Origin of the sequence: Klebsiella sp. D5A, from assembly GCF_001620885.1 — a bacterium.
Classification (GTDB): Bacteria; Pseudomonadota; Gammaproteobacteria; order Enterobacterales; family Enterobacteriaceae; genus Klebsiella; species Klebsiella variicola.
Map to the genome: position 1 here is coordinate 46011 of NZ_LOAR01000013.1, position 24529 is coordinate 70539.

Consider the following 24529-nt stretch of genomic DNA (forward strand, 5'->3'; position numbering starts at 1 on the left):
CTCACTGGATGTTAAAGAACGGGAAAAAACGGCGCATATAATAACAGCGAAATCTGCTTATGTCTCCGTTTTATGGTAGCATGCCCGAATAATCTTTAGCCGAAGAACCATAATGCTGCAAAATATTCGAATCGTACTGGTAGAAACCTCCCACACCGGCAATATGGGCTCTGTAGCCCGCGCGATGAAAACCATGGGCTTAACTAACCTGTGGCTGGTCAACCCACTGGTCAAACCCGATTCACAGGCGATAGCCCTCGCCGCGGGCGCCAGCGATGTGATCGGCAACGCGCAGATCGTCGATACCCTTGATGAAGCCCTGGCGGGCTGCAGCCTGGTGGTGGGTACCAGCGCGCGCTCCCGCACACTGCCGTGGCCAATGCTCGATCCGCGCGAATGCGGCCTGAAAAGCGTCGCCGAGGGGCAGCATGCGCCGGTGGCGCTGGTCTTTGGCCGCGAACGCGTTGGCCTGACCAACGAAGAGCTGCAGAAGTGCCACTACCACGTGGCGATCGCCGCGAACCCGGAGTACAGCTCGTTGAACCTGGCGATGGCGGTGCAGGTTATCGCTTATGAAGTGCGGATGGCCTGGCTGGCGACGCAGGAGCAGGCGCAGCCTGCGGTTGACCATGAAGAGGCGCCGTACCCGCTGGTGGACGATCTGGAGCGTTTCTACGGCCATCTTGAGCAGACGCTGCTGGCGACGGGCTTCATCCGCCCGAATCATCCGGGGCAGGTGATGAACAAGCTGCGTCGTCTGTTCACCCGCGCGCGTCCGGAAAGTCAGGAGCTGAACATTCTGCGCGGCATGCTGGCGTCTATTGAGCAGCAGAATAAAGGTAAGTAAGCGCGTTAACGCCGGATGGCGCTTCGCTTATCCGGCCTACGAATCTACATCTCTGTTGTAGCCCGGGCGAGGCCTTTGGCCGACCCCGGGAGCGGCTCGAAATTAATAACGGCACGGAAAGCCAAATACCTGACTAAAACAGTCAAGTAAATAGTTGACCAAATTACTCGGGAATGTCAGACTTGGCCCTGCTATGCAATACCCATATTAATAAAAAGCCCGGCCAGGGGCGAGTTTGAGGTTAAGTAAGACATGAGACTGACATCTAAAGGGCGTTATGCCGTGACCGCGATGCTTGACGTTGCGCTCAACTCTGAAACGGGCCCGGTGCCGTTGGCAGATATTTCAGAGCGTCAGGGAATTTCGCTTTCCTATCTGGAACAGCTGTTCTCTCGCCTGCGTAAAAATGGCCTGGTTTCCAGCGTTCGTGGTCCAGGCGGTGGTTATCTGTTAGGTAAAGATGCCAGCAGCATCGCCGTCGGCGAAGTGATCAGCGCGGTAGACGAATCCGTTGACGCGACCCGTTGCCAGGGCAAAGGCGGCTGTCAGGGCGGCGATAAGTGCCTGACTCACGCGCTGTGGCGCGATTTGAGCGAACGCCTGACCGGCTTCCTGAACAATATAACCCTGGGTGAACTGGTGAATAACCAGGAGATCCTTGATGTGTCCGGCCGTCAGCATCAGCACGAAACCCAGCGCAATGCGCGCACCCAGGACGCGATCAACGTTAAGCTGCGCGCCTGAGTGACCCGTCCCGTTTCGGACTGCGGCTGACAGGGCGAGGCAGCACGAAACGGTCGGGACAACGATTATAAAGAGCTTTCAGAATCAGGCCGGGATGCGCCAGCATTCCGTGTACTCGGTCGTACATCAAGCCGGTTGCCTGATTCCTTGCATTGAGTGATGTACGGAGTTTAAGAGCAATGAAATTACCGATTTATCTCGATTACTCCGCAACCACGCCGGTGGACCCGCGTGTTGCCGAGAAAATGATGCAGTTCCTGACCATGGACGGGACCTTTGGTAACCCGGCCTCCCGTTCCCACCGTTTTGGCTGGCAGGCTGAAGAGGCGGTTGATATCGCCCGCAATCAGATTGCCGAGCTGGTCGGTGCCGACCCGCGCGAAATCGTCTTTACCTCTGGTGCGACTGAATCCGACAACCTGGCGATCAAGGGTGCAGCCAACTTTTATCAGAAAAAAGGCAAGCACATCATCACCAGCAAAACCGAGCATAAAGCGGTTCTGGATACCTGCCGTCAGCTGGAGCGTGAAGGCTTCGAGGTGACCTACCTGGCGCCGCAGCGCAACGGGATTATCGATCTCAAAGAGCTGGAAGCGGCGATGCGTGACGACACCATCCTGGTTTCCATCATGCATGTGAATAACGAAATCGGCGTGGTGCATGATATCGCTACCATCGGCGAGATGTGTCGCGCCCGCGGTATCATTTACCACGTAGACGCCACCCAGAGCGTGGGCAAGCTGCCTATCGATCTGAGCCAGCTGAAGGTGGACCTGATGTCCTTCTCCGGCCATAAAATCTATGGTCCGAAAGGCATTGGCGCGCTGTACGTTCGCCGTAAACCGCGTATCCGTATCGAAGCGCAGATGCACGGTGGTGGCCACGAGCGCGGTATGCGTTCTGGTACTTTGCCTGTTCACCAGATCGTCGGCATGGGTGAAGCTTACCGTATCGCCAAAGAAGAGATGGAAAGCGAAATGGCGCGTCTGCGCGCGCTGCGCAACCGTCTGTGGAACGGCGTGAAGGATATGGAAGAAGTTTATCTCAACGGCGACCTCGAGCAGGGCGCGCCGAACATTCTTAACGTCAGCTTCAACTACGTTGAAGGTGAGTCGCTGATTATGGCGCTGAAAGACCTGGCGGTTTCCTCCGGTTCAGCCTGTACTTCCGCGAGCCTTGAGCCATCCTACGTGCTGCGCGCGTTAGGCATGACTGATGAACTGGCGCACAGCTCTATTCGTTTCTCTTTAGGTCGTTTCACTACCGAAGAAGAGATTGACTACACCATCAAACTGGTTCGTAACTCCATCGGCCGTCTGCGCGATCTTTCTCCGCTGTGGGAAATGTTTAAGCAGGGCGTGGATTTGAACAGTATTGAATGGTCACATCACTAATTCGGCACCGATAAGGAGAATTCAACATGGCATACAGCGAAAAAGTTATCGATCATTACGAGAATCCGCGCAACGTCGGCTCTTTTGACAACAGCGACGAGAACGTCGGCAGCGGTATGGTCGGCGCGCCGGCCTGCGGCGACGTGATGAAGTTGCAGATTAAAGTCAACAATGAAGGTATCATTGAAGACGCGCGCTTCAAAACCTACGGCTGCGGTTCCGCCATCGCTTCCAGCTCCCTGGTCACCGAGTGGGTGAAGGGCAAATCCCTGGACGAAGCGCAGGCGATCAAGAACACCGATATCGCCGATGAACTGGAACTGCCGCCGGTGAAAATTCACTGCTCTATTCTGGCGGAAGACGCGATTAAAGCCGCGATTGCGGATTACAAAAGCAAACGTGAAGCAAAATAATTAGTTGAGGTTTTGTTATGTCGATTACTCTTAGCGACAGTGCTGCAGCGCGAGTCAATGCCTTTCTGGCGAACCGCGGTAAAGGGTTTGGCCTGCGCCTGGGCGTGAGAACCTCCGGCTGCTCGGGTATGGCCTATGTACTGGAGTTTGTTGACGAGCCGGCGGCAGAAGACACCGTGTTTGAAGACAAAGGCGTGAAGGTCGTGATCGACGGCAAAAGTCTGCAATTCCTCGACGGCACTCAGCTGGACTTCGTCAAAGAAGGTCTCAACGAAGGGTTCAAGTTCACCAACCCTAACGTCAAAGACGAGTGCGGCTGCGGCGAAAGCTTTAACGTATAATCGGTCATCCCCAACCCCACCGCGGTTACGCCGCGCGTGGGGTTTTCATTTAGATGCATGACCCTGAGGTTACTATGGACTATTTCACCCTCTTCGGGTTACCAGCCAGCTATACCCTCTCGCTTGAACAACTGGCTGTCCGGTATCAGGATCTGCAGCGCCAGTACCATCCGGATAAATTTGCCAGCGCGCCTGCTGCGGAACAGCTTGCGGCGGTTCAGCATTCCGCGACCATAAACCAGGCCTGGCAGACGCTGCGCCATCCGTTGACCCGGGCGGAATACCTCCTCTCGCTTCATGGCTTCGATCTGGCCAGCGAGCAGCATACCGTTCGCGATACCGCATTCCTGATGGAACAGCTGGAGCTACGCGAAGAGCTCGACGAGATCGGTAAGGCGAAAGACGATGCGCGGCTGGAAGCCTTTATCAAACGAGTGAAAGCGCTGTTTGATACCCGCCATCAACTGATGGTTGACCAATTGCATAATGAGAGCTGGGAGGCGGCGGCGGATACGGTACGTAAGCTCCGTTTTCTTGATAAACTGCGCAGCAGTGCTGAAGAACTCGAAGAAAAACTGCTCGATTTTTAATTTTCGGAAGCAATTATGGCCTTATTACAAATTAGTGAGCCCGGTCTGAGCGCCGCGCCGCACCAGCGTCGTCTGGCGGCCGGTATCGACCTGGGCACCACCAATTCTCTGGTGGCTACCGTGCGTAGCGGCCAGGCCGAAACCTTGCCCGACCATCAAGGCCGCTATCTGCTGCCGTCGGTGGTGAACTACCACGCTTCGGGGCTGACCGTCGGCTATGATGCCCGGCTTAACGCCGCCCAGGATCCTGCCAATACCATCAGCTCGGTGAAGCGAATGATGGGGCGCTCCCTCGCCGATATTCAAAACCGCTACCCGCATCTGCCGTATCAGCTGCAGGCCAGTGAAAACGGCCTGCCGATGATCCAGACCGCCGGCGGCCTGCTGAACCCGATTCGCGTCTCCGCCGACATCCTGAAAGCGCTGGCTGCCCGGGCAACCGAAGCGCTGGCTGGCGAACTCGACGGCGTGGTGATCACCGTTCCCGCTTATTTCGACGACGCTCAGCGTCAGGGGACCAAAGACGCGGCGCGTCTGGCGGGGCTGCACGTGCTGCGCCTGCTCAATGAGCCGACCGCGGCGGCTATCGCCTACGGCCTCGATTCCGGTCAGGAAGGGGTAATTGCGGTCTACGATCTCGGCGGCGGCACCTTTGATATTTCCATTCTGCGCTTAAGCCGCGGGGTGTTTGAAGTGCTGGCGACCGGCGGTGACTCGGCGCTCGGCGGCGATGATTTCGACCATCTGCTGGCCGACTATCTGCGCGAGCAGGCGGGCTTCAGCGACCGCAGCGATAACCGCCAGCAGCGTGAGCTGCTGGATGCCGCCATCGCGGCGAAAATCGCCCTCAGCGATGCCGAGGCAGCGCACGTCGAGGTCGGCGGCTGGCAGGGCGATATCACCCGCAGCCAGTTTAACGATCTGATTGCCCCGCTGGTAAAACGCACTTTACTGGCCTGCCGTCGCGCGCTGAAAGACGCCGGCGTTGAGGCGCAAGAGGTGCTGGAAGTGGTGATGGTCGGCGGTTCCACTCGCGTGCCGCTGGTGCGCGAACGCGTTGGCGAATTCTTTGGCCGCACCCCGCTGACCTCCATCGACCCGGACAAAGTCGTCGCCATCGGCGCGGCGATTCAGGCGGATATTCTGGTCGGCAACAAGCCGGACAGCGAACTGCTGCTGCTCGACGTTATCCCGCTGTCGTTAGGGCTGGAGACCATGGGCGGCCTGGTGGAGAAAGTGATCCCGCGTAATACCACCATTCCGGTGGCCCGCGCGCAGGAGTTTACCACCTTCAAAGATGGTCAGACGGCGATGTCCATTCATGTGATGCAGGGCGAGCGTGAGCTGGTGCAGGATTGCCGCTCGCTGGCGCGTTTTGCGCTGCGCGGGATCCCGGCTCTGCCAGCGGGCGGGGCGCATATTCGCGTCACCTTCCAGGTCGATGCCGACGGTCTGCTGAGCGTCACGGCGATGGAAAAATCGACCGGCGTGGAAGCCTCTATCCAGGTGAAACCGTCTTACGGTCTGACCGATGGCGAAATCGCCACCATGATTAAAGATTCGATGAGCTACGCCGAACAGGATGTCCAGGCGCGCATGCTGGCTGAACAGAAAGTGGAAGCCGCCCGCGTCCTGGAGAGCCTGACAAGCGCGCTGGCCGCCGACGCCGCGCTGTTAAGCGCCGCGGAGCGTCAGGTTATCGATGCTGCTGCGGAGCAGGTACGCGCCGCGGCGGCAGGCGACGACGCCGACGCCATTAAAGAAGCGATTAAAAATATCGACACACAAACCCAGGAATTCGCCGCCCGCCGTATGGATCAGTCGGTCCGTATCGCGCTGAAAGGCCAATCCGTGGACGAGGTTTAAAATGCCAAAAATTGTATTTCTGCCCCACCAGGACCTGTGTCCGGATGGCATCGTTGTGGAAGCTGAGACTGGTGAAACTATTCTGGATGCGGCGCTGCGTAGCGGCATCGAGATTGAACACGCCTGCGAAAAATCCTGTGCCTGCACCACCTGCCACTGCATCGTGCGTGAAGGCTTTGACTCGCTGGCGGAAAGTACCGAAGATGAAGACGATATGCTGGATAAAGCCTGGGGACTGGAACCGGACAGCCGCCTGAGCTGCCAGGCGCGCGTCACCGACGAAGATCTGGTCGTTGAGATCCCGCGTTACACCATCAACCACGCACGCGAGCATTAATATGGCACTGAAATGGACCGACAGCCGTGAAATCGGCGAAGCGCTGTACGACGCTTATCCGGATCTCGATCCGAAAACCGTTCGCTTTACCGACATGCATCAGTGGATTTGCGATCTGGAAGAGTTCGATGACGACCCAAACGCATCCAATGAAAAAATTCTCGAGGCGATTCTGTTAGTCTGGTTAGACGAAGCCGAATAATTTTCGCGTTATGATTTATGCGACGGTATTAAGTCGGATGAATCATCGAGCGAGAGAACATTACGGGCTGCCATACGGTGGCCCGTTTGCTAAGAAGGATAATGATAATGACCGAAGCCATGAAGATTACGCTTTCTACTCAGCCAGCCGATGCGCGCTGGGGAGAAAAGGCGTCTTACAGCATTAATAACGACGGCATCGCCCTGCATCTCAACGGCAAAGACGACCTGGGCCTGATTCAACGCGCGGCGCGTAAAATTGACGGTATGGGCATCAAACATGTCGCGTTAAGCGGCGAAGGCTGGGACACCGACCGCGCGTGGGCGTTCTGGGCGGGTTATAAAGGTCCGAAAGGCACCCGTAAAGTTGAATGGCCGACCCTGGACGATGCGCAGCGTAGCGAGCTGGACAACCGTCTGACCATTATTGACTGGGTGCGCGACACCATCAACGCGCCGGCGGAAGAGCTGGGCCCGGAGCAGCTGGCACAGCGCGCCGTGGACCTGCTGTGCAGCGTGGCGGGCGAGCAGATGAGCTATCGCATCACCAAAGGCGAAGATCTGCGTGAGCAGGGCTATCTCGGTCTGCACACCGTAGGCCGCGGCTCCGAGCGTCCGCCGGTCCTGCTGGCGCTGGATTATAACCCGACCGGCGATAAAGAAGCCCCGGTATACGCCTGCCTGGTGGGAAAAGGCATCACTTTTGATTCCGGCGGCTACAGCATCAAACAGAGCGCCTTTATGGATTCAATGAAATCCGATATGGGCGGCGCGGCGACCATCACCGGCGCGCTGGCTTTTGCCATTACCCGCGGGCTGAACAAGCGCGTGAAGCTCTACCTGTGCTGCGCCGACAACCTGATCAGCGGTAACGCCTTTAAACTCGGCGATATTATTCATTATCGTAACGGCAAAACCGTTGAAGTGATGAACACTGACGCCGAAGGCCGCCTGGTGCTGGCGGATGGCCTGATTGACGCTTCGGCGCAGAAGCCGGCGCTGATCATCGATGCCGCCACCCTGACCGGCGCGGCGAAAACCGCGTTGGGTAATGACTACCACGCGCTGTTCAGCTTTGACGATGCGCTGGCGAATCGCCTGCTGGCGAGCGCCCAGGCGGAAAACGAAGCCTTCTGGCGTCTGCCGCTGGCCGAGTTCCACCGCAACCAGCTGCCGTCGAACTTCGCTGAACTGAACAACACCGGCAGTGCCGCCTATCCGGCTGGCGCCAGTACCGCGGCGGGTTTCCTGTCCCACTTCGTGGAAAACTACCATCAGGGCTGGCTGCATATCGACTGTTCGGCAACCTACCGTAAATCTGCCGTTGAGCAGTGGTCGGCGGGCGCGACGGGTCTTGGCGTGCGTACCATTGCTAACCTGCTGACGGCTGAGTAACGGCCTTGCCGGGGGCGCTACGCTTACCCGGCCAGGAAAACCGTATGCCCGCGTGGACGAATGGCCGCCGGGCAATTCATTGTGAAGTAGCCAAACTATGTCTGATACGAAAAATGAATTAGAAACCCTGCTGGAAAAAGCGGCGACCGAGCCTGCCCACCGTCCGGCATTTTTCAGCGCGCTGCTGGAGGCGACCGTCTGGGTACCCGGCAGTGCAGCCGATGGTGAGCAGATTGTCGAAGACAGCGCGCTGGATCTGCAGCACTGGGAAAAAGATGACGGCAGCTCGGTGATCCCGTTCTTTACCTCGCTGGAGGCGCTACAGCAGGCGGTGGAAGACGAACAGGCTTTCGTGATGATGCCGGCCCGTACGCTGATGGCGATGACGCTGGGCGAATCGCTGTTCCTCAACCCGAAGCTGCCGAGCGGCAAAGAGTTCACCCCGCGTGAAATCAGCCATCTGCTCGGGGAAGAGGGCAGCCCGCTCAGCACCCAGACGGTGCTGGAAGGGGGCGAAGCGCTGTTATTGTCTGAAGTCGCTGACCCGCCGGCGCAGATGGTCGATTCGCTGACCACGCTGTTCAAAACGCTGAAAACCGTCAAGCGGGCGTTCCTGTGCTCGATCAAAGAGCACGCCGACGCGCCCGCTAATCTGCTGATAGGTATTGAAGCGGAAGGGGATATCGAGTCCATTATTCAGACCACCGGCAGCGTGGCGACCGATACCCTGCCCGGCGATGAGCCGATCGATATTTGTCAGGTGGTGGAAGGCGAGAAGGGCATCAGCCACTTTATGATTGCCCATATCACACCGTTCTATGAAAAGCGCTGGGGCAGCTTCCTGCGCGATTTCAAACAAAACCGCATTATCTGACCGCGGGGGCGGCTGCCCCCGCTGTTTCTTTATGCTTCCAGTGTGAGGCCGAAAATCGGCTTTGCCAGGGTTAATGCAGCGCAGCAAAGATCCGCGGATAGGCTGACGCCATGTTATAGATAAGAAATCCCGTCACACACAGCGTGACAATGCCGTTGAAGAGCGCCATATCCCCACGCCATGCCCGACATCTCTCCTCGCCCAGCAAAGAACGTAGCGCTGCCACCAGCCCGCCGACCAGCATAAACGCCAGTAACACCCCTGCCATTTGCGCGATAACAATGTACCAGCCCAGCGGCGTATTCACGCCCCGGGCGCTCATCAGCGCGATCTGCGCCGGCAAAATCGTCTGAAACCCCAGAGTGAGTATCACGAGGAGGCGCAGGTCCGCCAGCTGAGCGTCGAACGTGCGGGCCAGACGTCGGGCGTCACGCAGGAGCAGCACCCCTGACGCCACCGCCGCGGCAACGCTGACGTGCTGGAGAATAAAAATATATAACGCCAGGGTCCCGGATCCGACCCGGGATAAAAAGAACAGATTGCAAAAGACGATAATCAGCAGGCCAAATTTTATGCCCCAGGCGCGGAGAACCTCGCCGGGCCAGCGCCGGCTTGACGCAGGGTTATGCATCATCCACGCGGCAAGGGTCGACTTACCGTAACCGGGCGCGAGCAGCACCATCAGAAAACCCAGCAGCGCCTGGTGACCATAGGTTATTAACGGGACCTCTTCCAGAGTGACCCCGAGAAAGTGGGTATACACGGAGACCGGCGCAGGCACCACGCTTAACCATGTTCGGTTCCATTGCGGCCAAAAATAAAGGATCGCGCCGCCTACCAGCAGGCCAGCTATGCCTCCCAGCCAGGGACGGCGCGGTGAATCAGCAGAATGTGGGTTAGAGACTAATGCCATTTTCACTCCTTGTGGTGACATCAGATTGGGACGGACTGGATGCGCTATCAGTCCTGAGGAATTCCGTACCGGTGCTCTGCCTCCTCATCAGGCAAAGCGAATACGGCAGGTACAAACCCTGCGGCAGCACAGAGTAACCGGTTTAGCGAGAAGCAGAAGGAGGGGAGAGGGAAAATCAGAAATTATTTAGTGACCGCGGGACGGGAGGCCCGCGGTCACGCCGTGTTTACGGAGCGGCAGAGGCCGGTTCAATCGGCAGATCGCTCCGCGCGCCCCATTCGCTCCAGGAGCCGTCGTACAGGCAGACGCCGTTCACGCCAAGCGTGGTGAGCGCCAGCACGACCACCGCCGCCGTCACCCCCGATCCGCAGCTGGCGATGATTGGCCGTTCAAAATCGACACCCTGACGTAAAAAGATGTCGTTCAGCTCGTCGACGGTTTTCAGTTCGCCGTTAATCACCAGCTCCGTCCATGGCACGTTAAGCGCGCCGGGGATATGCCCGCGACGCAGGCCCGGGCGCGGTTCGTCGGCCTGGCCGTTAAACCGGGCCGCCGGACGCGCATCGACAATCTGCGCCGACCCTTCATGGCTGACCAGCAGGACGTCGGTCAGGCGCTTAATTTGTTGGGGATCGAAACGCACGTCGAATTCCCCTTCGGCCACCTCGGGCACGCCTTGCTCCAGCGGCAGTTCGTCACGTCGCCAGCCCTCCAGCCCACCGGCCAGAATGGACACCTTCTCCACGCCAAAGGTGCGCAGCATCCACCAGGCGCGAGGCGCGGAAAACAGATTGCCTTCGTCATAAACCACCAGGTGCTTATCGCTGCAGACGCCCAGCTCGCGCATGGCGACGGCAAACGCCTCGGCGCGCGGCATCATATGCGGCAGCGGGCTGGTGTGATCGGACAGCGCCTCGATATCGAAAAACAGCGCGTTCGGCACGTGGCCGGCGCGGTATTCCGCGGCCATATCGCGCAGGGCCTCCTGCCCGGCGGGCGCCATACGGGCGTCGATAATCTGGATCTCCGGGTCATCAATATGTTCTGCCAGCCAGTCGGCGGCGACAAAAAACGAGGTGGACATGGGTGCCTCCGTTTTACAATTCATGACTGAATTGTCGGCGTTTTATCTCACGCTGACAAGTTAAGGACGTCAGAGTGGGGACGACGTCACGGCACTTTTCTGATTAATCGGCAGAAACCCGCGTCATCACTGTTGAGAAGTGCCGCCTTAACGCATAATAAAAAGTGATAATTTGCATCAGGCCCACCGGCCGAGGGGTTAGAAGGATGAAACCATTTCGTTTAGCGGCGCTGTCACTGGCGCTCCTTACCGCATTTTCATTAACCGGGTGTGATGACAGCGGTACGCCGCAGGCCACGGCCCCGGCGCCAGCTGCGGATAGCAACCCAGGCGCGACGGCAAAACCGGACCGCGTCCAGCTGGCGGCGCTGGCGGAAAAAAGCCAGGGCAAAGCGCTGACGCTGCTCGACGCCTCGGAGGTGCAACTGGATGGCGCCGCGACCCTGGTGCTGACGTTTTCCGTGCCGCTGCAGCCGGACCAGGATTTCTCCCGCAGCGTGCATCTGGTCGACAAGAAAAGCGGTAAGGTCGACGGTGCCTGGGAACTGGCGCCGAATCTGAAAGAGCTGCGTCTGCGTCACCTTGAGCCAAAGCGCGAGCTGATTGTCTCGGTCGACCCGACGCTGACCGCCCTGAACAAGGCCACGCTCGACAAACCGTTTGAGAAGACCCTGACCACCCGCGATATCGCACCGAGCGTTGGGTTTGCCAGCCGCGGCTCGCTGCTGCCGGGCAACGTGGTCGCCGGGCTGCCGGTGATGGCGCTGAACGTCGACAATGTCGATGTCAATTTCTTCCGTATTAAGCCGGAATCACTCTCCGCGTTTGTCAGCCAGTGGGAATACCGTAACTCGTTAAGCAACTGGGAGTCTGACGAGCTGCTGAAGATGGCGGATCTGGTCTATACCGGCCGCTTCGATCTCAACCCGGCACGCAATACCCGCGAAAAGCTGCTGCTGCCGCTGAACGATATCAAGCCGCTCCAGCAGCCGGGCGTCTACGTGGCGGTGATGAACCCGGCGGGCCATTATAGCTACAGCAACGCGGCGACGCTGTTTACCCTCAGCGATATCGGCGTCTCGGCGCATCGCTACCACAATCGGCTGGACGTCTTTACCCAGAGCCTGGAAAACGGCGCCGCCCAGTCTGGTATCGACGTCCAGCTGCTCAACGCCAAAGGGCAGACCCTGGCGGAGGCGAAAAGCGACAGCCAGGGCCACGTTACTCTGCAAACCGATAAAGAAGCCGCGCTGCTGCTGGCGCGTAAAGAGGGGCAGACGACGCTGCTCGATCTCAAGTTGCCGGCGCTGGATCTGGCGGAATTCTCTATCGCAGGGGCGCCCGGTTTTAGCAAACAGTTCTTTATGTTTGGCCCGCGCGATCTCTATCGGCCGGGCGAAACGGTGATCCTCAATGCGCTGTTGCGCGATAGCGACGGCAAGCCGCTGGCGGAGCAGCCGGTGAAGCTGGAGGTGGTGCAGCCGGACGGCCAGGTGATCCGTTCGGTGATGAGCAAACCGGTGAATGGTCTGTACCAGTTCACTTATCCGCTTGACAGCGGCGCGGCTACCGGCATGTGGCACATTCGCGCCAGCACCGGCGATAACCAGCCGCGCGAGTGGGACTTCCACGTCGAAGACTTTATGCCGGAACGCATGGCCCTGAGCCTGACGCCGCAGGCCGCGCCAGTCGCGCCGGATGCCGAGGTCACCTTTGCCGTCAGCGGCGCTTATCTCTACGGCGCGCCGGCCAGCGGCAACCAGCTGCAGGGCAAGCTGTTCCTGCGCCCGCTGCGCGACGCCGTCGCTGCGCTGCCGGGCTTCCAGTTCGGCGATATTGCGGAAGAAAACCTCTCCCGTAGTCTGGATGAAGTCCAGCTGACGCTGGACGAAAAAGGCCATGGCGAAGTGACCACCTCAAGCCAGTGGCAGGATAGCCATTCGCCGCTGCAGGTGGTGTTGCAGGCGAGCCTGCTGGAATCCGGGGGGCGCCCGGTGACCCGCACCGTACAGCAGCCGATCTGGCCCGCCGGGGCGCTGCCGGGGATCCGCCCGCAATTTACGCTGAAGGACGTTTACGATTACCGCACCGATACCACCGTGAAGCAGCCGGTGGTCGATGAGAACAGTAACGCCGCGTTTGATATCGTCTATGCCGACGCCAAAGGCGAGAAAAAAGCGGTCTCGGGCCTGCAGGTGCGGCTGATCCGCGAGCGCCGCGACTACTACTGGAACTGGTCCGACAGCGAAGGCTGGCAGTCGCAGTTCGATCAAAAAGATCTGCAGGAGGGCGAGGAGTCGCTGGATCTGCAGGCCGGACAAACCGGAAAAGTGAGCTTCCCGGTAGAGTGGGGCTCCTATCGCCTGGAGGTGAAAGGGCCGGACGACGTGGTCAGCAGCGTGCGCTTCTGGGCCGGCTATAGCTGGCAGGATAACAGCGAAGGTACCGGCGCGGCGCGTCCTGACCGGGTCACCATGAAGCTGGATAAACCGAGTTATAAACCGGGCGACACCATCAAGCTGCATATTGCCGCCCCGGCGGCGGGTAAAGGCTACGCGATGGTGGAATCCAGCGAAGGGCCGCTGTGGTGGCAGGAAATTGACGTCCCGGCGGAGGGGATGGATTTGTCTATTCCGGTGGATAAAGCCTGGAACCGCCACGATCTCTACCTCAGCACGCTGGTGGTTCGCCCCGGCGATAAATCCCGCTCGGCGACGCCGAAACGCGCGGTCGGCCTGCTGCATCTGCCGCTGGGCGATGAAAACCGCCGCCTGACGCTGGCGCTGGAGGCTCCGGACAAAATGCGCCCCAACCAGCCGCTGACGGTGAAAGTGAAAGCCAGCGTCAAAGAGGGCGAGGCGCCGAAACAGGTCAACGTCCTGCTCTCGGCGGTGGATAGCGGGGTACTGAATATCACCGATTACGCTACCCCGGATCCGTGGAACGCCTTCTTTGGCCAGAAGCGTTACGGCGCAGATATCTATGACATCTACGGCCAGGTGATCGAAGGGCAGGGACGTGTGGCCAGCCTGCGCTTCGGCGGCGATGGCGACGAGTTAAAACGCGGCGGCAAACCGCCGGTCAACCACGTGACGATCGTCGCCCAGCAGGCGCAGCCGGTGGTATTGAACGATCAGGGCGAAGGCACGGTGACGTTACCCATTGGCGATTTTAACGGCGAGCTGCGGGTGATGGCCCAGGCGTGGACGGCGGATGACTTCGGCAGCAGTGAAGATAAAGTGGTGGTGGCCGCCCCGGTCATCGCCGAACTGAACACCCCGCGCTTCCTCGCCAGCGGCGACACCACACGGCTGGCGCTGGATCTCAGCAATCTGACCGATAAACCGCAAACCCTGCAGGTTCACCTTACCGCCAGCGGGCTGGTAACGTTGAGCGAGAGTCAACTGCCGCCGGTGCAACTGGCGCCGGGGGCGCGCAGCACGCTGTTTATACCGGTGAGCGCGCTGGCGGGATTCGGCGATGGTCAGGTCAATGCTACTATCAGCGGCCTGAGTCTGCCGGGAGAAACCTTCGCCCCGCTGCAGAAACAGTGGAGAATCGGCGTCCGTCCGGCGTTCCCGGCCCAGACTGTCAACAGCGGCGCGGTGCTACAGCCCGGCGAAAGCTGGCAGGCGCCGGCGGCGCAGAGCCAGGGGTTCGCCCCGCAAACGCTGCAGGGCCAACTGCTGCTCAGCGGGAAACCGCCGTTGAACCTCGCGCGCTATATCCGTGAGCTGAAAGCCTATCCTTACGGCTGCCTTGAGCAGACCGCCAGCGGCCTGTTCCCGTCGCTGTACACCAGCGCGGCGCAGCTAAAAGCGCTGGGCATCAGCGGCGATAGCGATGAAAAACGCCGCGCGGCAATCGATGTTGGTATCTCACGCCTGCTGCAGATGCAACTGGAAAATGGCGGCTTTGCGTTGTGGGATAAAGAGGGGCCGGAAGAGTACTGGCTGACCGCCTACGCCATGGACTTCCTCGTCCGCGCGGGCGAGCAGGGCTATAGCGTACCGGTCAACGCCATTAATAAAGGTAACGAACGCCTGCTGCGCTATCTGCAGGAGCCGGGGCTGATGACCGTGCGCTACAGCGATGACGCCCAGGCCAGCCGCTTTGCCGCCCAGGCATACGCCGCGCTGGTGCTGGCGCGTCAGCAAAAAGCCCCGCTCGGCGCATTGCGTGAAATCTGGAGCCGTCACGACCAGGCGCGATCCGGCTTGCCGCTGCTGCAGCTCGGCATTGCGCTGAAAACCATGGGCGATGCGCCGCGCGGCGATGAGGCCATGAAGCTGGCGGTTGCGACCCCGCGCCAGGATGAGAATCGTTGGCTGGGCGATTACGGTAGCCCGCTTCGCGATGACGCCCTGAAGCTGGCGCTGCTGGAAGAGAACAAGTTGCTGCCGGAGGTGCAAAACACGCTGTTGAGCACGCTGTCGGAAGAGGCCTACGGCCAGCGCTGGCTGTCGACCCAGGAAACCAACGCCCTGTTCCTTGCCGGACGTACGCTTGCCGACCTGCCGGGCAACTGGCAGGCGCAAACCTCGCTGCAGGCTGAGCCGCTGGCCGGCGACAAAGCGCAAACCCGTAACCTCGACGGCGATCGGCTGGCGACGCTGCAGGTGAGTAATACCGGCAGTCAGCCGCTGTGGCTGCGTCTCGACAGCAGCGGCTATCCGCATAGCGCGCCACAGCCAGGCGGTAATGTCCTGGGGATTGAACGCACTATTTTCGATACCCAGGGTCAGCAGAAATCGCTGACCTCGCTGCGCAGCGGCGAACTGGTACTGGTGAAGCTGGAGGTGACCGCCAAACGCAATGTGCCTGACGCGCTGGTGGTTGATCTGTTGCCTGCCGGTCTGGAGCTGGAAAACCAGAACCTGGCCAACAGCAGCGCCAGCCTGCAGGAGAATGGCGACGCGGTGCAAAATCTCCTTAACCAGATGCAGCAGGCGGATATTCAGCATATCGAGTTCCGTGACGACCGTTTCGTCGCCGCTGTCGCTGTCAATGAAGGCCAGCCGGTGACGCTGGTCTATCTGGCGCGGGCGGTAACGCCAGGCACTTATCAGGTCCCGCAGCCCCAGGTGGAATCGATGTATGTGCCGCAGTGGCGGGCGACCGGGGCGGCCAGCGGTCCGCTCACCGTGACGCCGTAAATGCGCGTATTGCCTCGGGTAAAACGCCGCTGGCGCTGGCTGGCGGCGTTTATTTTTCTGCTGTGGCTGGCGGTGCTGGCCGCCGATCGCCTGTGGCCGCTGCCGCTGCAGGACGTCACGCCTGCCCGCGTGGTCGTGGCGGAAGACGGCACGCCGCTCTGGCGCTTTGCCGATACGCAGGGCGTCTGGCGTTATCCGGTGACTCTCGCCGACGTGTCGCCGCGCTATCTGCAGGCGCTCATCCAGTATGAAGACCGCTGGTTCTGGAAACATCCTGGGGTCAATCCCTTCGCGGTGCTGCGCGCCGCCTGGCAGGATTTAACCTCCGGGCGGGTCATTTCCGGCGGCAGCACGCTCACCATGCAGGTCGCGCGTCTGCTCGACCCTCATCCGCGCACCTTCGGCGGCAAGCTACGCCAGCTATGGCGGGCGCTGCAGCTGGAGTGGCATCTGTCAAAAAACGACATTCTTACCCTCTATCTGAACCGCGCGCCGTTTGGCGGCACCTTACAGGGGATCGGCGCGGCCAGCTGGGCTTATCTTGGCAAACCGCCCGCTCAGCTCAGCTACGGCGAGGCGGCGCTGCTGGCGGTGCTGCCCCAGGCGCCCAGTCGTTTGCGCCCGGACCGCTGGCCGCAGCGGGCCCAGGCGGCGCGCGATAAAGTCCTCACGCGCATGGTCAGCCAGGGCGTCTGGCCGCAACGGCCGGTACAGGAAGCGATGGAAGAACCTGTATGGCTATTCCCGCGGCAGATGCCGCAGCTGGCGCCGCTTTTTTCACGCCGGGCGCTGGCGACCAGTCGCGACGAAAAGGTGACGACAACGCTCGATGCCGGGCTCCAGCGGCAGCTTGAGGATCTGGCGCTGAACTGGAAATCGCGCCTGCCGCCGCGCAGCTCACTGGCGATTGTTGTAGTCGATCACACGGATATGAAAGTCCGCGGCTGGGTGGGATCGGCGGATATCACCGACGACAGCCGCTTCGGCCATATTGATATGGTCTCGGCGGTGCGTTCGCCGGGATCGGTGCTGAAACCCTTTGTCTACGCGATGGCGATGGATGACGGGCTGATCCATCCGGCGTCGTTATTACAGGATGTTCCACGACGCTTTAGCGATTATCGTCCCGGCAATTTTGACAGCGGATTTCATGGCCCGGTGAGCGTCAGCGAGGCTCTGGTGCGCTCCCTGAATCTGCCGGCGGTGCAGGTGCTTGAAGCCTACGGGCCCAAACGTTTCGCGGCGAATTTACGCAACGCCGGGCTGCCCCTGACGCTGCCCGCTGGCGCAGAGCCGAACCTGTCGCTGATCCTCGGTGGGGCCGGGGCACGGCTGGAAGATATCGTCGCGGCGTACAGCGCCTTTGCCCGACACGGCAAGGCGGCGCGGCTGCGCATGAAACCTGACGCGCCGCTGGTGGAACGGGCGCTGATGTCACCCGGCGCGGCGTGGATTGTCCGGCGCATTTTAGCCGGCGAAGCGCAACCGGTTCCCGATGCCTCACTGCCGCAAGTGGTGCCGCTGGCGTGGAAAACCGGTACCAGCTATGGCTATCGCGATGCGTGGGCGGTCGGCCTCAATGCGCGATATCTGATAGGTATCTGGACCGGACGGCCAGACGGTACGCCGGTGGTGGGCCAGTTTGGCTTCGCCAGCGCCGTGCCGCTGTTAAACCAGGTCAATAATCTGTTGCTGGCGCGCCAGGCGATGAGCCGCGGCGGACTGCCGGTCGACCCGCGCCCGCAAACGGTGAGCCGCGGGACTATTTGCTGGCCAGGCGGGCAGGATCTACCGGCCGGCGACAGCAACTGCCGCCGGCGCTTAGCCAGCTGGCTGCTGGATGCCAGCCAGCCACCGACGCTGCTGCTGCCCGGGCAGGAGGGCGTGCGCGGGATCCGCTTCCCGGTGTGGCGCAACGCAGCAGGGGAAAGGGTGGCCGCGGATTGTCCGGGTGCGACTGAAGTCGTTATTGATGTCTGGCCGCTGCCGCTGGAACCGTGGCTGCCGGCCAGCGAGCGCCGTCGCGCGCGTCTGGGGCCGGTATCGAAAGTGTGCCCACCGTTGCAAACTCAGAATGCCGCGCCGCTGGTGTTGTCAGGTATTCGCGAAGGGGCGGTGATAAAACGTCTGCCGGGCGAGGCGCGGGTGATGTTACCCGTGCAAACCAGCGGTGGAGAAGGGCGGCGCTGGTGGTTTATCAACGGCCAGCCGTTAGATGCCACCGGTGCGACAACCACGCTAACGCTGGATAAGCCTGGCGAGTGGCAGCTGGTGGTCATGGATGAGGCTGGGCAAACGGCGGCCGCCAGTTTCACCCTGCAATAACCAGGGTAAATTTGTTGTTGGCGGTTTGTGTTTCCAATACTCATCTTATTTTAACAAAATGTTACCTTCATCCGTAGGCATCGCCGACGTTGCTCATTATAATGCGCGCCAGGCCATACGATCGTATGCGCAACAACAGAACATTTAATTAGAGGTAATCATGGCTATTGAACGTACTTTTTCCATCATCAAACCAAACGCGGTGGCAAAAAACGTTATTGGCAGCATCTTTTCTCGCTTTGAAGCTGCAGGGTTCAAAATCGTCGGCACCAAAATGCTGCATCTGACCGTTGAGCAGGCTCGCGGTTTCTATGCTGAGCACGAAGGTCGTCCGTTCTTCGATGGTCTGGTTGAATTCATGACCTCCGGCCCGATCGTGGTTTCCGTACTGGAAGGCGAAAATGCGGTTCAGCGTCACCGTGACCTGCTGGGCGCCACCAACCCGGCGAACGCCCTGGCCGGTACCCTGCGCGCTGACTACGCTGATAGCTTCACTGAGAACGGCACCCATGGTTCCGATTCTGTAGAATCCGCTGCTCGCGAAATCGCGTTCTTCTTTGCTGAAGGCGAGGTTTGCCCGCGCACTCGCTAATCTCCTGCGTCTTTCACGCCACCGCTTTGTTGGCTTCATTCGCGCACCCCGGTCACATAGTTATCTATGCTCCCGGGGATTTGCGAACTCGCCGCCTCGCTGTGACCTGAAATACTTTGGAGATACAAACCTCGTCTTTTCGACCGTCGCGGCGTTGGCTGCGCGCGTTCACCCCGGTCACATAGTTATCTATGCTCCCGGGGATTAATGAGAGGCTCCTGCCTCTCACCGGAGGCCAGCCTACGGCTGGTCAAATTCGTTCCCGACGAATTTGTCACTTGCTTGCCGCCTTGCGACAATCGAAAAGCCTTAGAGGATTGAGCAGTCAGTTACAGATTTTTTATCATTGCTTTGTGCAAACGTGGCAATGATGCGCCAGAATTTGTAGAATATAGCGCCCCTGGACGAGCAGTCGCTCTCCGGGGCGTTTCTTTTTCAACCCACCTGGGGCCATAACGTGTAATAACGAGGCCGGAAAACATTATGTCTGAACAAATTGTCACGCCTGATACCGCCGCTCTGACGGTGCCGAATAAAGATGCCAAAATCAACCTGCTGGATTTAAACCGTCAGCAGATGCGCGAGTTTTTCAAAAACATGGGCGAGAAGCCTTTCCGCGCCGATCAGGTGATGAAATGGATGTATCACTACTGCTGCGATGACTTTGATGAAATGACCGACATCAACAAAGTCCTGCGCGGCAAACTGAAGGAAGTCGCCGAGATCCGTGCGCCGGAAGTCGTTGAAGAGCAGCGCTCCAGCGACGGCACCATTAAGTGGGCGATTGCCGTTGGCGATCAGCGCGTTGAAACGGTATACATCCCGGAAGAAGACCGTGCCACGCTGTGCGTCTCTTCACAGGTTGGCTGTGCGCTGGAATGTAAATTCTGCTCCACCGCTCAGCAAGGCTTCAACCGTAACCTGCGCGTTTCCGAAATTATTGGCCAGGTCTGGCGCGCGGCGAAAATCGTCGGCGCGGTGAAGACTACCGGCGTGCGTCCAATTACCAACGTGGTAATGATGGGCATGGGCGAGCCGCTGCTGAACCTCAACAACGTCGTTCCGGCGATGGAAATCATGCTGGATGACTTCGGTTTTGGTCTCTCCAAACGCCGCGTGACCTTGTCTACCTCCGGCGTGGTGCCGGCGCTGGATAAACTCGGCGACATGATCGACGTTGCGCTGGCGATTTCTCTGCACGCGCCGAACGACACCATCCGCGACGAAATTGTACCGATTAACAAAAAGTACAATATTGAGACCTTCCTGAACTCGGTGCGCGGCTATATTTCGAAGTCCAACGCCAACCAGGGTCGTGTGACTATCGAGTACGTCATGCTGGATCACGTCAACGACGGTACCGAGCACGCCCATGAACTGGCGGCGCTGCTGAAAGACACCCCGTGCAAGATCAACCTGATCCCATGGAACCCCTTCCCGGGGGCGCCTTACGGCCGTAGCTCCAACAGCCGCATCGACCGTTTCTCCAAGGTCCTGATGGAGTATGGATTTACGACCATCGTGCGTAAAACCCGCGGTGACGATATTGATGCCGCCTGCGGCCAGTTGGCGGGCGATGTTATTGACCGTACCAAGCGCACGCTGCGTAAGCGGATGCAGGGTGAAGCGATTGACGTAAAAGCGGTCTGACAAATGATGACCCGTGCAGCACAGGCGGCGCGGGTCATATTTATGACCAATAACCAGGCGAAATACGCTGATTCAGTTAATAATTACGGTGCGTTTTTGTCGACTTTGAGGCAGTATGTAGCGGCACAACAACCGCTTAGCATTCAATTTTGATTCGTCTCTGTGATCGCGCGCCTGACAGTCCTATACTGTGAGGCTGACGTACCACAGATGTCTCGCGGCGCCGGCGTTTTCCCGCGCTGAACTTTAAATTTCACGTACCAGTAGTTGTAGCGAATGAATACTGAAGCCACTCAAGATCATCAAGAAGCAAACACCACGGGCGCGCGTTTGCGTCACGCCCGCGAACAACTCGGACTTAGCCAGCAAGCGGTGGCCGAACGCTTATGCCTGAAGGTGTCCACGGTTCGTGATATTGAAGACGATAAGGCACCTGCCGACCTCGCCTCCACCTTCCTGCGCGGTTACATCCGCTCCTACGCTCGCCTCGTACATATCCCTGAAGAAGAACTGCTGCCGATGATGGCCAAGCAAGCGCCTATCCGTGCGGCAAAGGTCGCGCCAATGCAGAGCTTCTCTTTAGGCAAGCGTCGCAAAAAGCGCGATGGCTGGCTGATGAGCTTTACCTGGCTGGTGCTGTTTGTGGTTATCGGCCTGAGCGGTGCCTGGTGGTGGCAAGACCATAAGGCGCAGCAGGAAGAGATCTCGACCATGGCCGATCAGTCTTCCGCTGAGCTGAACGGCGGTGACGCCAACAGCCAGAACGTGCCGCTGGATACCAGCGCGCCGGTAGACTCAGGCACCGATAGCGCCGCGAACAGCGCGCCAACCGATACCGCCAGCACACCGACCACCAGCGCCCCGGCTCAGACGCCAGCGGACAATAACGCGGTCGTGGCACCTTCTCAGGCTAATGTCGATACCGCCGGAACGGCCCCGACGACCCCGGCAACGCCGGCCTCGCCGTTACCGACCGATCAGGCGAACGTCACGACCCCTGCGGCGTCGGCACAGGATCTGGTGATGAACTTTTCCGCCGACTGCTGGCTGGAAGTGAGCGATGCCACCGGTAAAAAACTGTTCAGCGGCCTGCAGCGTAAAGGCGGCAACCTGAACCTGAGCGGTCAGGCGCCGTATAAACTGAAAATTGGCGCCCCGGCAGCGGTACAGATCCAGTTCCTCGGCAAGCCAGTCGATTTGAGTCGTTTTATCAGAACTAACCAGGTTGCGCGTCTGACCCTCAATGCCGAACAATCACCGGCGCAGTAACAGACGGGTAACGCGGGAGATTTTTCATGCATAACCAGGCTCCGATTCAACGTAGAAAATCTAAACGTATTTACGTTGGTAATGTGCCAATTGGCGATGGGGCCCCCATCGCCGTCCAGTCAATGACCAATACGCGTACCACCGATGTGGCCGCGACGGTAAGCCAAATCAAAGCGTTAGAGCGCGTCGGCGCGGACATCGTCCGCGTCTCTGTTCCGACGATGGATGCCGCCGAAGCGTTCAAACTGATCAAACAGCAGGTCAACGTCCCGCTGGTCGCCGATATCCATTTTGACTACCGTATCGCGCTGAAAGTCGCCGAATACGGTGTTGACTGCCTGCGTATCAACCCGGGCAACATCGGCAACGAAGAGCGCATTCGCACGGTTGTGGACTGCGCACGCGATAAAAACATTCCTATCCGCATCGGCGTCAACGCCGGCTCGCTGGAAAAAGATCTGCAGGAAAAATATGGCGAGCCGACGCCGCAGGCGCTGCTCGAATCTGCTATGCGCCACGTCGATCATCTCGATCGCCTCAACTTCGATCAGTTTAAAGTCAGCGTTAAAGCCTCCGACGTCTTCCTGGCGGTAGAGTCTTATCGCCTGCTGGCGAAACAGATCGATCAGCCGCTGCATCTCGGGATCACCGAAGCGGGTGGGGCACGCAGCGGCGCGGTGAAGTCCGCGATCGGCCTGGGCCTGCTGTTATCCGAGGGGATCGGCGATACGCTGCGCGTCTCGCTGGCGGCGGATCCGGTGGAAGAGATCAAGGTCGGCTTCGATATCCTCAAGTCCCTGCGCATTCGTGCTCGCGGCATTAACTTCATTGCCTGTCCAACCTGCTCGCGTCAGGAGTTTGACGTTATCGGTACGGTCAACGCCCTGGAGCAGCGTCTGGAAGATATCATCACCCCGATGGATGTTTCGATCATCGGCTGCGTGGTGAATGGTCCGGGCGAAGCGCTGGTCTCCACCCTCGGCGTGACCGGCGGCAACAAGAAAAGCGGTCTGTATGAAGACGGCGTGCGTAAAGATCGACTGGACAACGACGACATGATCGACCAGCTGGAAGCGCGTATTCGTGCCAAAGCCTCGATGCTCGATGAAGCCCGTCGTATTGACGTTCAACAGCTTGAAGCAAAATAACGTGTTGGGAAGCGATACGCTTCCCGTGTATGATTGAACCTGCGGGCGCAAGGCGCCGGGGTTCATTTTTGTATATATAAAGAGAATAAACGTGGCAAAGAACATTCAAGCCATCCGTGGCATGAACGATTATCTGCCGGGCGAAACCGCTCTCTGGCAGCGCATTGAAGGCTCACTGAAGCAGGTGCTCGGTAGCTACGGTTACAGCGAAATCCGTTTGCCGATTGTAGAGCAGACCCCGTTATTCAAACGCGCGATCGGCGAAGTGACCGACGTGGTTGAAAAAGAGATGTACACCTTTGAGGACCGCAACGGCGACAGCCTGACGCTGCGTCCGGAAGGGACGGCGGGCTGCGTACGTGCCGGCATCGAACATGGTCTGCTGTACAATCAAGAACAGCGTCTGTGGTACGTCGGGCCAATGTTCCGCCACGAGCGTCCGCAGAAAGGTCGCTACCGCCAGTTCCATCAGATTGGCGCCGAAGTGTTTGGCCTGCAGGGCCCGGACATTGATGCCGAGCTGATTATGCTGACCGCGCGCTGGTGGCGTGAGCTGGGCATCTCCGATCACGTCAGCCTTGAGCTGAACTCCATCGGTTCGCTGGAAGCGCGTGCCAACTACCGCGACGCGCTGGTCGCTTACCTGGAGCAGTTTACCGATAAACTGGATGAAGACAGCAAACGCCGGATGTACACCAACCCGCTGCGGGTGCTGGACTCCAAGAACCCGGACGTGCAGGCGCTGCTGAACGACGCGCCGGCGCTCGGCGACTACCTCGACGAAGAGTCGAAAGCCCACTTTGCCGGCCTGTGCGCGCTGCTTGACGATGCCGGGATCCGCTACACCGTCAACCAGCGTCTGGTACGCGGCCTCGACTACTATAACCGTACCGTGTTCGAGTGGGTAACCACCAGCCTCGGTTCCCAGGGCACCGTCTGCGCCGGCGGTCGTTACGACGGCCTGGTTGAGCAGCTGGGCGGTCGTGCCACCCCGGGCGTGGGCTTTGCTATGGGGCTGGAACGTCTTGTTTTACTGGTCCAGGCAGTGAATCCGGAATTTAAAGCCGATCCTGTTGTCGATATATACCTGGTAGCCTCCGGGACCGATACTCAGTCTGCTGCAATGCGTCTGGCTGAGCAGGTTCGCGATGCGCTGCCCGGCGTCAAGCTGATGACCAACCACGGCGGCGGCAACTTTAAGAAGCAGTTTGCCCGCGCCGATAAGTGGGGCGCCCGTATCGCCCTGGTGGTCGGTGAGTCAGAGATCGCTGACGGAAACGTGGTAGTGAAGGATTTACGCTCAGGTGAGCAAACTACCGTAACGCAGGAGAGCGTTGCCGCGCATTTGCGCACACTTCTGGGTTAATCTCCCGGGAATTATTAGTCAGGA

The 24529-nt window shown here is 59.4% G+C and carries 20 protein-coding genes; 18 read left to right on the forward strand and 2 right to left on the reverse strand.

What is annotated here, in order from left to right:
• The first annotated feature begins 112 nt into the window (after nucleotides 1-112).
• The 11 genes from trmJ to sseB all read left to right on the forward strand — a co-directional run bounded on the left by trmJ (nucleotide 113) and on the right by sseB (nucleotide 9002).
• Nucleotides 113-847, forward strand: coding sequence for a tRNA (cytosine(32)/uridine(32)-2'-O)-methyltransferase TrmJ (gene trmJ / locus AS136_RS18670; protein WP_008803789.1), 735 nt, complete (start codon nucleotides 113-115; stop codon nucleotides 845-847).
• Nucleotides 848-1099: 252 nt separating this feature from the next.
• A complete protein-coding gene (iscR, locus tag AS136_RS18675) occupies nucleotides 1100-1591 on the forward strand; it encodes a Fe-S cluster assembly transcriptional regulator IscR (protein WP_008803790.1) in 492 nt (163 codons plus the stop codon).
• A gap of 179 nt (nucleotides 1592-1770) precedes the next feature.
• Nucleotides 1771-2985: a cysteine desulfurase gene (iscS, locus tag AS136_RS18680; RefSeq protein WP_063266902.1), complete on the forward strand. Its 1215-nt coding sequence runs from the start codon at nucleotides 1771-1773 to the stop codon at nucleotides 2983-2985.
• Nucleotides 2986-3011: 26 nt separating this feature from the next.
• The gene (gene iscU, locus AS136_RS18685; RefSeq protein ID WP_002913991.1) at nucleotides 3012-3398 is read left to right on the forward strand and encodes a Fe-S cluster assembly scaffold IscU; all 387 of its coding nucleotides are present in this window, start codon (nucleotides 3012-3014) and stop codon (nucleotides 3396-3398) included.
• A gap of 17 nt (nucleotides 3399-3415) precedes the next feature.
• Complete coding sequence (iscA, locus tag AS136_RS18690) at nucleotides 3416-3739, forward strand: iron-sulfur cluster assembly protein IscA (RefSeq protein ID WP_002913979.1); 324 nt, start codon at nucleotides 3416-3418, stop codon at nucleotides 3737-3739.
• Nucleotides 3740-3813: 74 nt separating this feature from the next.
• Nucleotides 3814-4329 carry a co-chaperone HscB gene (gene hscB, locus AS136_RS18695; protein ID WP_008803792.1) on the forward strand — a complete coding sequence of 172 codons (516 nt, stop codon included), beginning with the start codon at nucleotides 3814-3816 and terminating at the stop codon, nucleotides 4327-4329.
• Between the two features lie 15 nt (nucleotides 4330-4344).
• On the forward strand, nucleotides 4345-6195 hold the full coding sequence (gene hscA / locus AS136_RS18700; RefSeq protein WP_023298073.1) for a Fe-S protein assembly chaperone HscA: 1851 nt from the start codon (nucleotides 4345-4347) through the stop codon (nucleotides 6193-6195).
• A gap of 1 nt (nucleotide 6196) precedes the next feature.
• Entirely contained in the window at nucleotides 6197-6532 is a 336-nt protein-coding gene (gene fdx, locus AS136_RS18705; protein WP_004201872.1) for an ISC system 2Fe-2S type ferredoxin, read from the forward strand.
• Nucleotide 6533: 1 nt separating this feature from the next.
• Nucleotides 6534-6734 carry a Fe-S cluster assembly protein IscX gene (gene iscX / locus AS136_RS18710; RefSeq protein ID WP_002913954.1) on the forward strand — a complete coding sequence of 67 codons (201 nt, stop codon included), beginning with the start codon at nucleotides 6534-6536 and terminating at the stop codon, nucleotides 6732-6734.
• A 107-nt stretch (nucleotides 6735-6841) separates the two neighbouring features.
• Nucleotides 6842-8128, forward strand: coding sequence for an aminopeptidase PepB (gene pepB / locus AS136_RS18715; RefSeq protein ID WP_012967441.1), 1287 nt, complete (start codon nucleotides 6842-6844; stop codon nucleotides 8126-8128).
• Between the two features lie 97 nt (nucleotides 8129-8225).
• On the forward strand, nucleotides 8226-9002 hold the full coding sequence (sseB, locus tag AS136_RS18720; RefSeq protein ID WP_008803795.1) for an enhanced serine sensitivity protein SseB: 777 nt from the start codon (nucleotides 8226-8228) through the stop codon (nucleotides 9000-9002).
• A 70-nt stretch (nucleotides 9003-9072) separates the two neighbouring features.
• Here the strand turns inward: sseB and AS136_RS18725 are convergent, their stop codons facing one another.
• Both AS136_RS18725 and sseA read right to left on the reverse strand, forming a co-directional pair.
• The gene (locus AS136_RS18725; protein WP_023323103.1) at nucleotides 9073-9915 is read right to left on the reverse strand and encodes a hypothetical protein; all 843 of its coding nucleotides are present in this window, start codon (nucleotides 9913-9915) and stop codon (nucleotides 9073-9075) included.
• Between the two features lie 226 nt (nucleotides 9916-10141).
• On the reverse strand, nucleotides 10142-10999 hold the full coding sequence (gene sseA, locus AS136_RS18730; protein WP_012967442.1) for a 3-mercaptopyruvate sulfurtransferase: 858 nt from the start codon (nucleotides 10997-10999) through the stop codon (nucleotides 10142-10144).
• 206 nt (nucleotides 11000-11205) lie between these two features.
• Between sseA and AS136_RS18735 the strand changes: the two genes are divergently transcribed.
• The 7 genes from AS136_RS18735 (at nucleotide 11206) to hisS (ending at nucleotide 24505) form a co-directional block, all read left to right on the forward strand.
• Complete coding sequence (locus AS136_RS18735; RefSeq protein WP_023323102.1) at nucleotides 11206-16155, forward strand: alpha-2-macroglobulin family protein; 4950 nt, start codon at nucleotides 11206-11208, stop codon at nucleotides 16153-16155.
• The gene (gene pbpC / locus AS136_RS18740) at nucleotides 16156-18480 is read left to right on the forward strand and encodes a peptidoglycan glycosyltransferase PbpC (RefSeq protein ID WP_023323101.1); all 2325 of its coding nucleotides are present in this window, start codon (nucleotides 16156-16158) and stop codon (nucleotides 18478-18480) included.
• Nucleotides 18481-18640: 160 nt separating this feature from the next.
• Nucleotides 18641-19072: a nucleoside-diphosphate kinase gene (ndk, locus tag AS136_RS18745; protein ID WP_004144312.1), complete on the forward strand. Its 432-nt coding sequence runs from the start codon at nucleotides 18641-18643 to the stop codon at nucleotides 19070-19072.
• Nucleotides 19073-19555: 483 nt separating this feature from the next.
• Nucleotides 19556-20722: a dual-specificity RNA methyltransferase RlmN gene (gene rlmN / locus AS136_RS18750; RefSeq protein ID WP_015370322.1), complete on the forward strand. Its 1167-nt coding sequence runs from the start codon at nucleotides 19556-19558 to the stop codon at nucleotides 20720-20722.
• Between the two features lie 276 nt (nucleotides 20723-20998).
• Nucleotides 20999-21991 carry a cytoskeleton protein RodZ gene (gene rodZ / locus AS136_RS18755; RefSeq protein ID WP_008803804.1) on the forward strand — a complete coding sequence of 331 codons (993 nt, stop codon included), beginning with the start codon at nucleotides 20999-21001 and terminating at the stop codon, nucleotides 21989-21991.
• 26 nt (nucleotides 21992-22017) lie between these two features.
• Nucleotides 22018-23139, forward strand: coding sequence for a flavodoxin-dependent (E)-4-hydroxy-3-methylbut-2-enyl-diphosphate synthase (gene ispG / locus AS136_RS18760; RefSeq protein ID WP_008803805.1), 1122 nt, complete (start codon nucleotides 22018-22020; stop codon nucleotides 23137-23139).
• 91 nt (nucleotides 23140-23230) lie between these two features.
• A complete protein-coding gene (gene hisS / locus AS136_RS18765; RefSeq protein ID WP_012540880.1) occupies nucleotides 23231-24505 on the forward strand; it encodes a histidine--tRNA ligase in 1275 nt (424 codons plus the stop codon).
• The last annotated feature ends 24 nt before the right edge of the window (nucleotides 24506-24529 follow it).

Excerpts from the sequence above, each read along its gene's own strand:
- iscR (WP_008803790.1), top strand. The coding sequence starts at position 1,100 with ATGAGACTGACATCTAAAGGGCGTTATGCCGTGACCGCGATGCTTGAC.
- pepB (WP_012967441.1), top strand. The coding sequence starts at position 6,842 with ATGACCGAAGCCATGAAGATTACGCTTTCTACTCAGCCAGCCGATGCG.
- ispG (WP_008803805.1), top strand. The coding sequence starts at position 22,018 with ATGCATAACCAGGCTCCGATTCAACGTAGAAAATCTAAACGTATTTAC.
- AS136_RS18735 (WP_023323102.1), top strand. The coding sequence starts at position 11,206 with ATGAAACCATTTCGTTTAGCGGCGCTGTCACTGGCGCTCCTTACCGCA.
- trmJ (WP_008803789.1), top strand. The coding sequence starts at position 113 with ATGCTGCAAAATATTCGAATCGTACTGGTAGAAACCTCCCACACCGGC.
- ndk (WP_004144312.1), top strand. The coding sequence starts at position 18,641 with ATGGCTATTGAACGTACTTTTTCCATCATCAAACCAAACGCGGTGGCA.
- fdx (WP_004201872.1), top strand. The coding sequence starts at position 6,197 with ATGCCAAAAATTGTATTTCTGCCCCACCAGGACCTGTGTCCGGATGGC.
- pbpC (WP_023323101.1), top strand. The coding sequence starts at position 16,156 with ATGCGCGTATTGCCTCGGGTAAAACGCCGCTGGCGCTGGCTGGCGGCG.
- sseB (WP_008803795.1), top strand. The coding sequence starts at position 8,226 with ATGTCTGATACGAAAAATGAATTAGAAACCCTGCTGGAAAAAGCGGCG.
- sseA (WP_012967442.1), bottom strand. The coding sequence starts at position 10,999 with ATGTCCACCTCGTTTTTTGTCGCCGCCGACTGGCTGGCAGAACATATT.
- iscS (WP_063266902.1), top strand. The coding sequence starts at position 1,771 with ATGAAATTACCGATTTATCTCGATTACTCCGCAACCACGCCGGTGGAC.
- hscB (WP_008803792.1), top strand. The coding sequence starts at position 3,814 with ATGGACTATTTCACCCTCTTCGGGTTACCAGCCAGCTATACCCTCTCG.
- iscA (WP_002913979.1), top strand. The coding sequence starts at position 3,416 with ATGTCGATTACTCTTAGCGACAGTGCTGCAGCGCGAGTCAATGCCTTT.
- iscU (WP_002913991.1), top strand. The coding sequence starts at position 3,012 with ATGGCATACAGCGAAAAAGTTATCGATCATTACGAGAATCCGCGCAAC.
- iscX (WP_002913954.1), top strand. The coding sequence starts at position 6,534 with ATGGCACTGAAATGGACCGACAGCCGTGAAATCGGCGAAGCGCTGTAC.
- rodZ (WP_008803804.1), top strand. The coding sequence starts at position 20,999 with ATGAATACTGAAGCCACTCAAGATCATCAAGAAGCAAACACCACGGGC.
- rlmN (WP_015370322.1), top strand. The coding sequence starts at position 19,556 with ATGTCTGAACAAATTGTCACGCCTGATACCGCCGCTCTGACGGTGCCG.
- hscA (WP_023298073.1), top strand. The coding sequence starts at position 4,345 with ATGGCCTTATTACAAATTAGTGAGCCCGGTCTGAGCGCCGCGCCGCAC.
- AS136_RS18725 (WP_023323103.1), bottom strand. The coding sequence starts at position 9,915 with ATGGCATTAGTCTCTAACCCACATTCTGCTGATTCACCGCGCCGTCCC.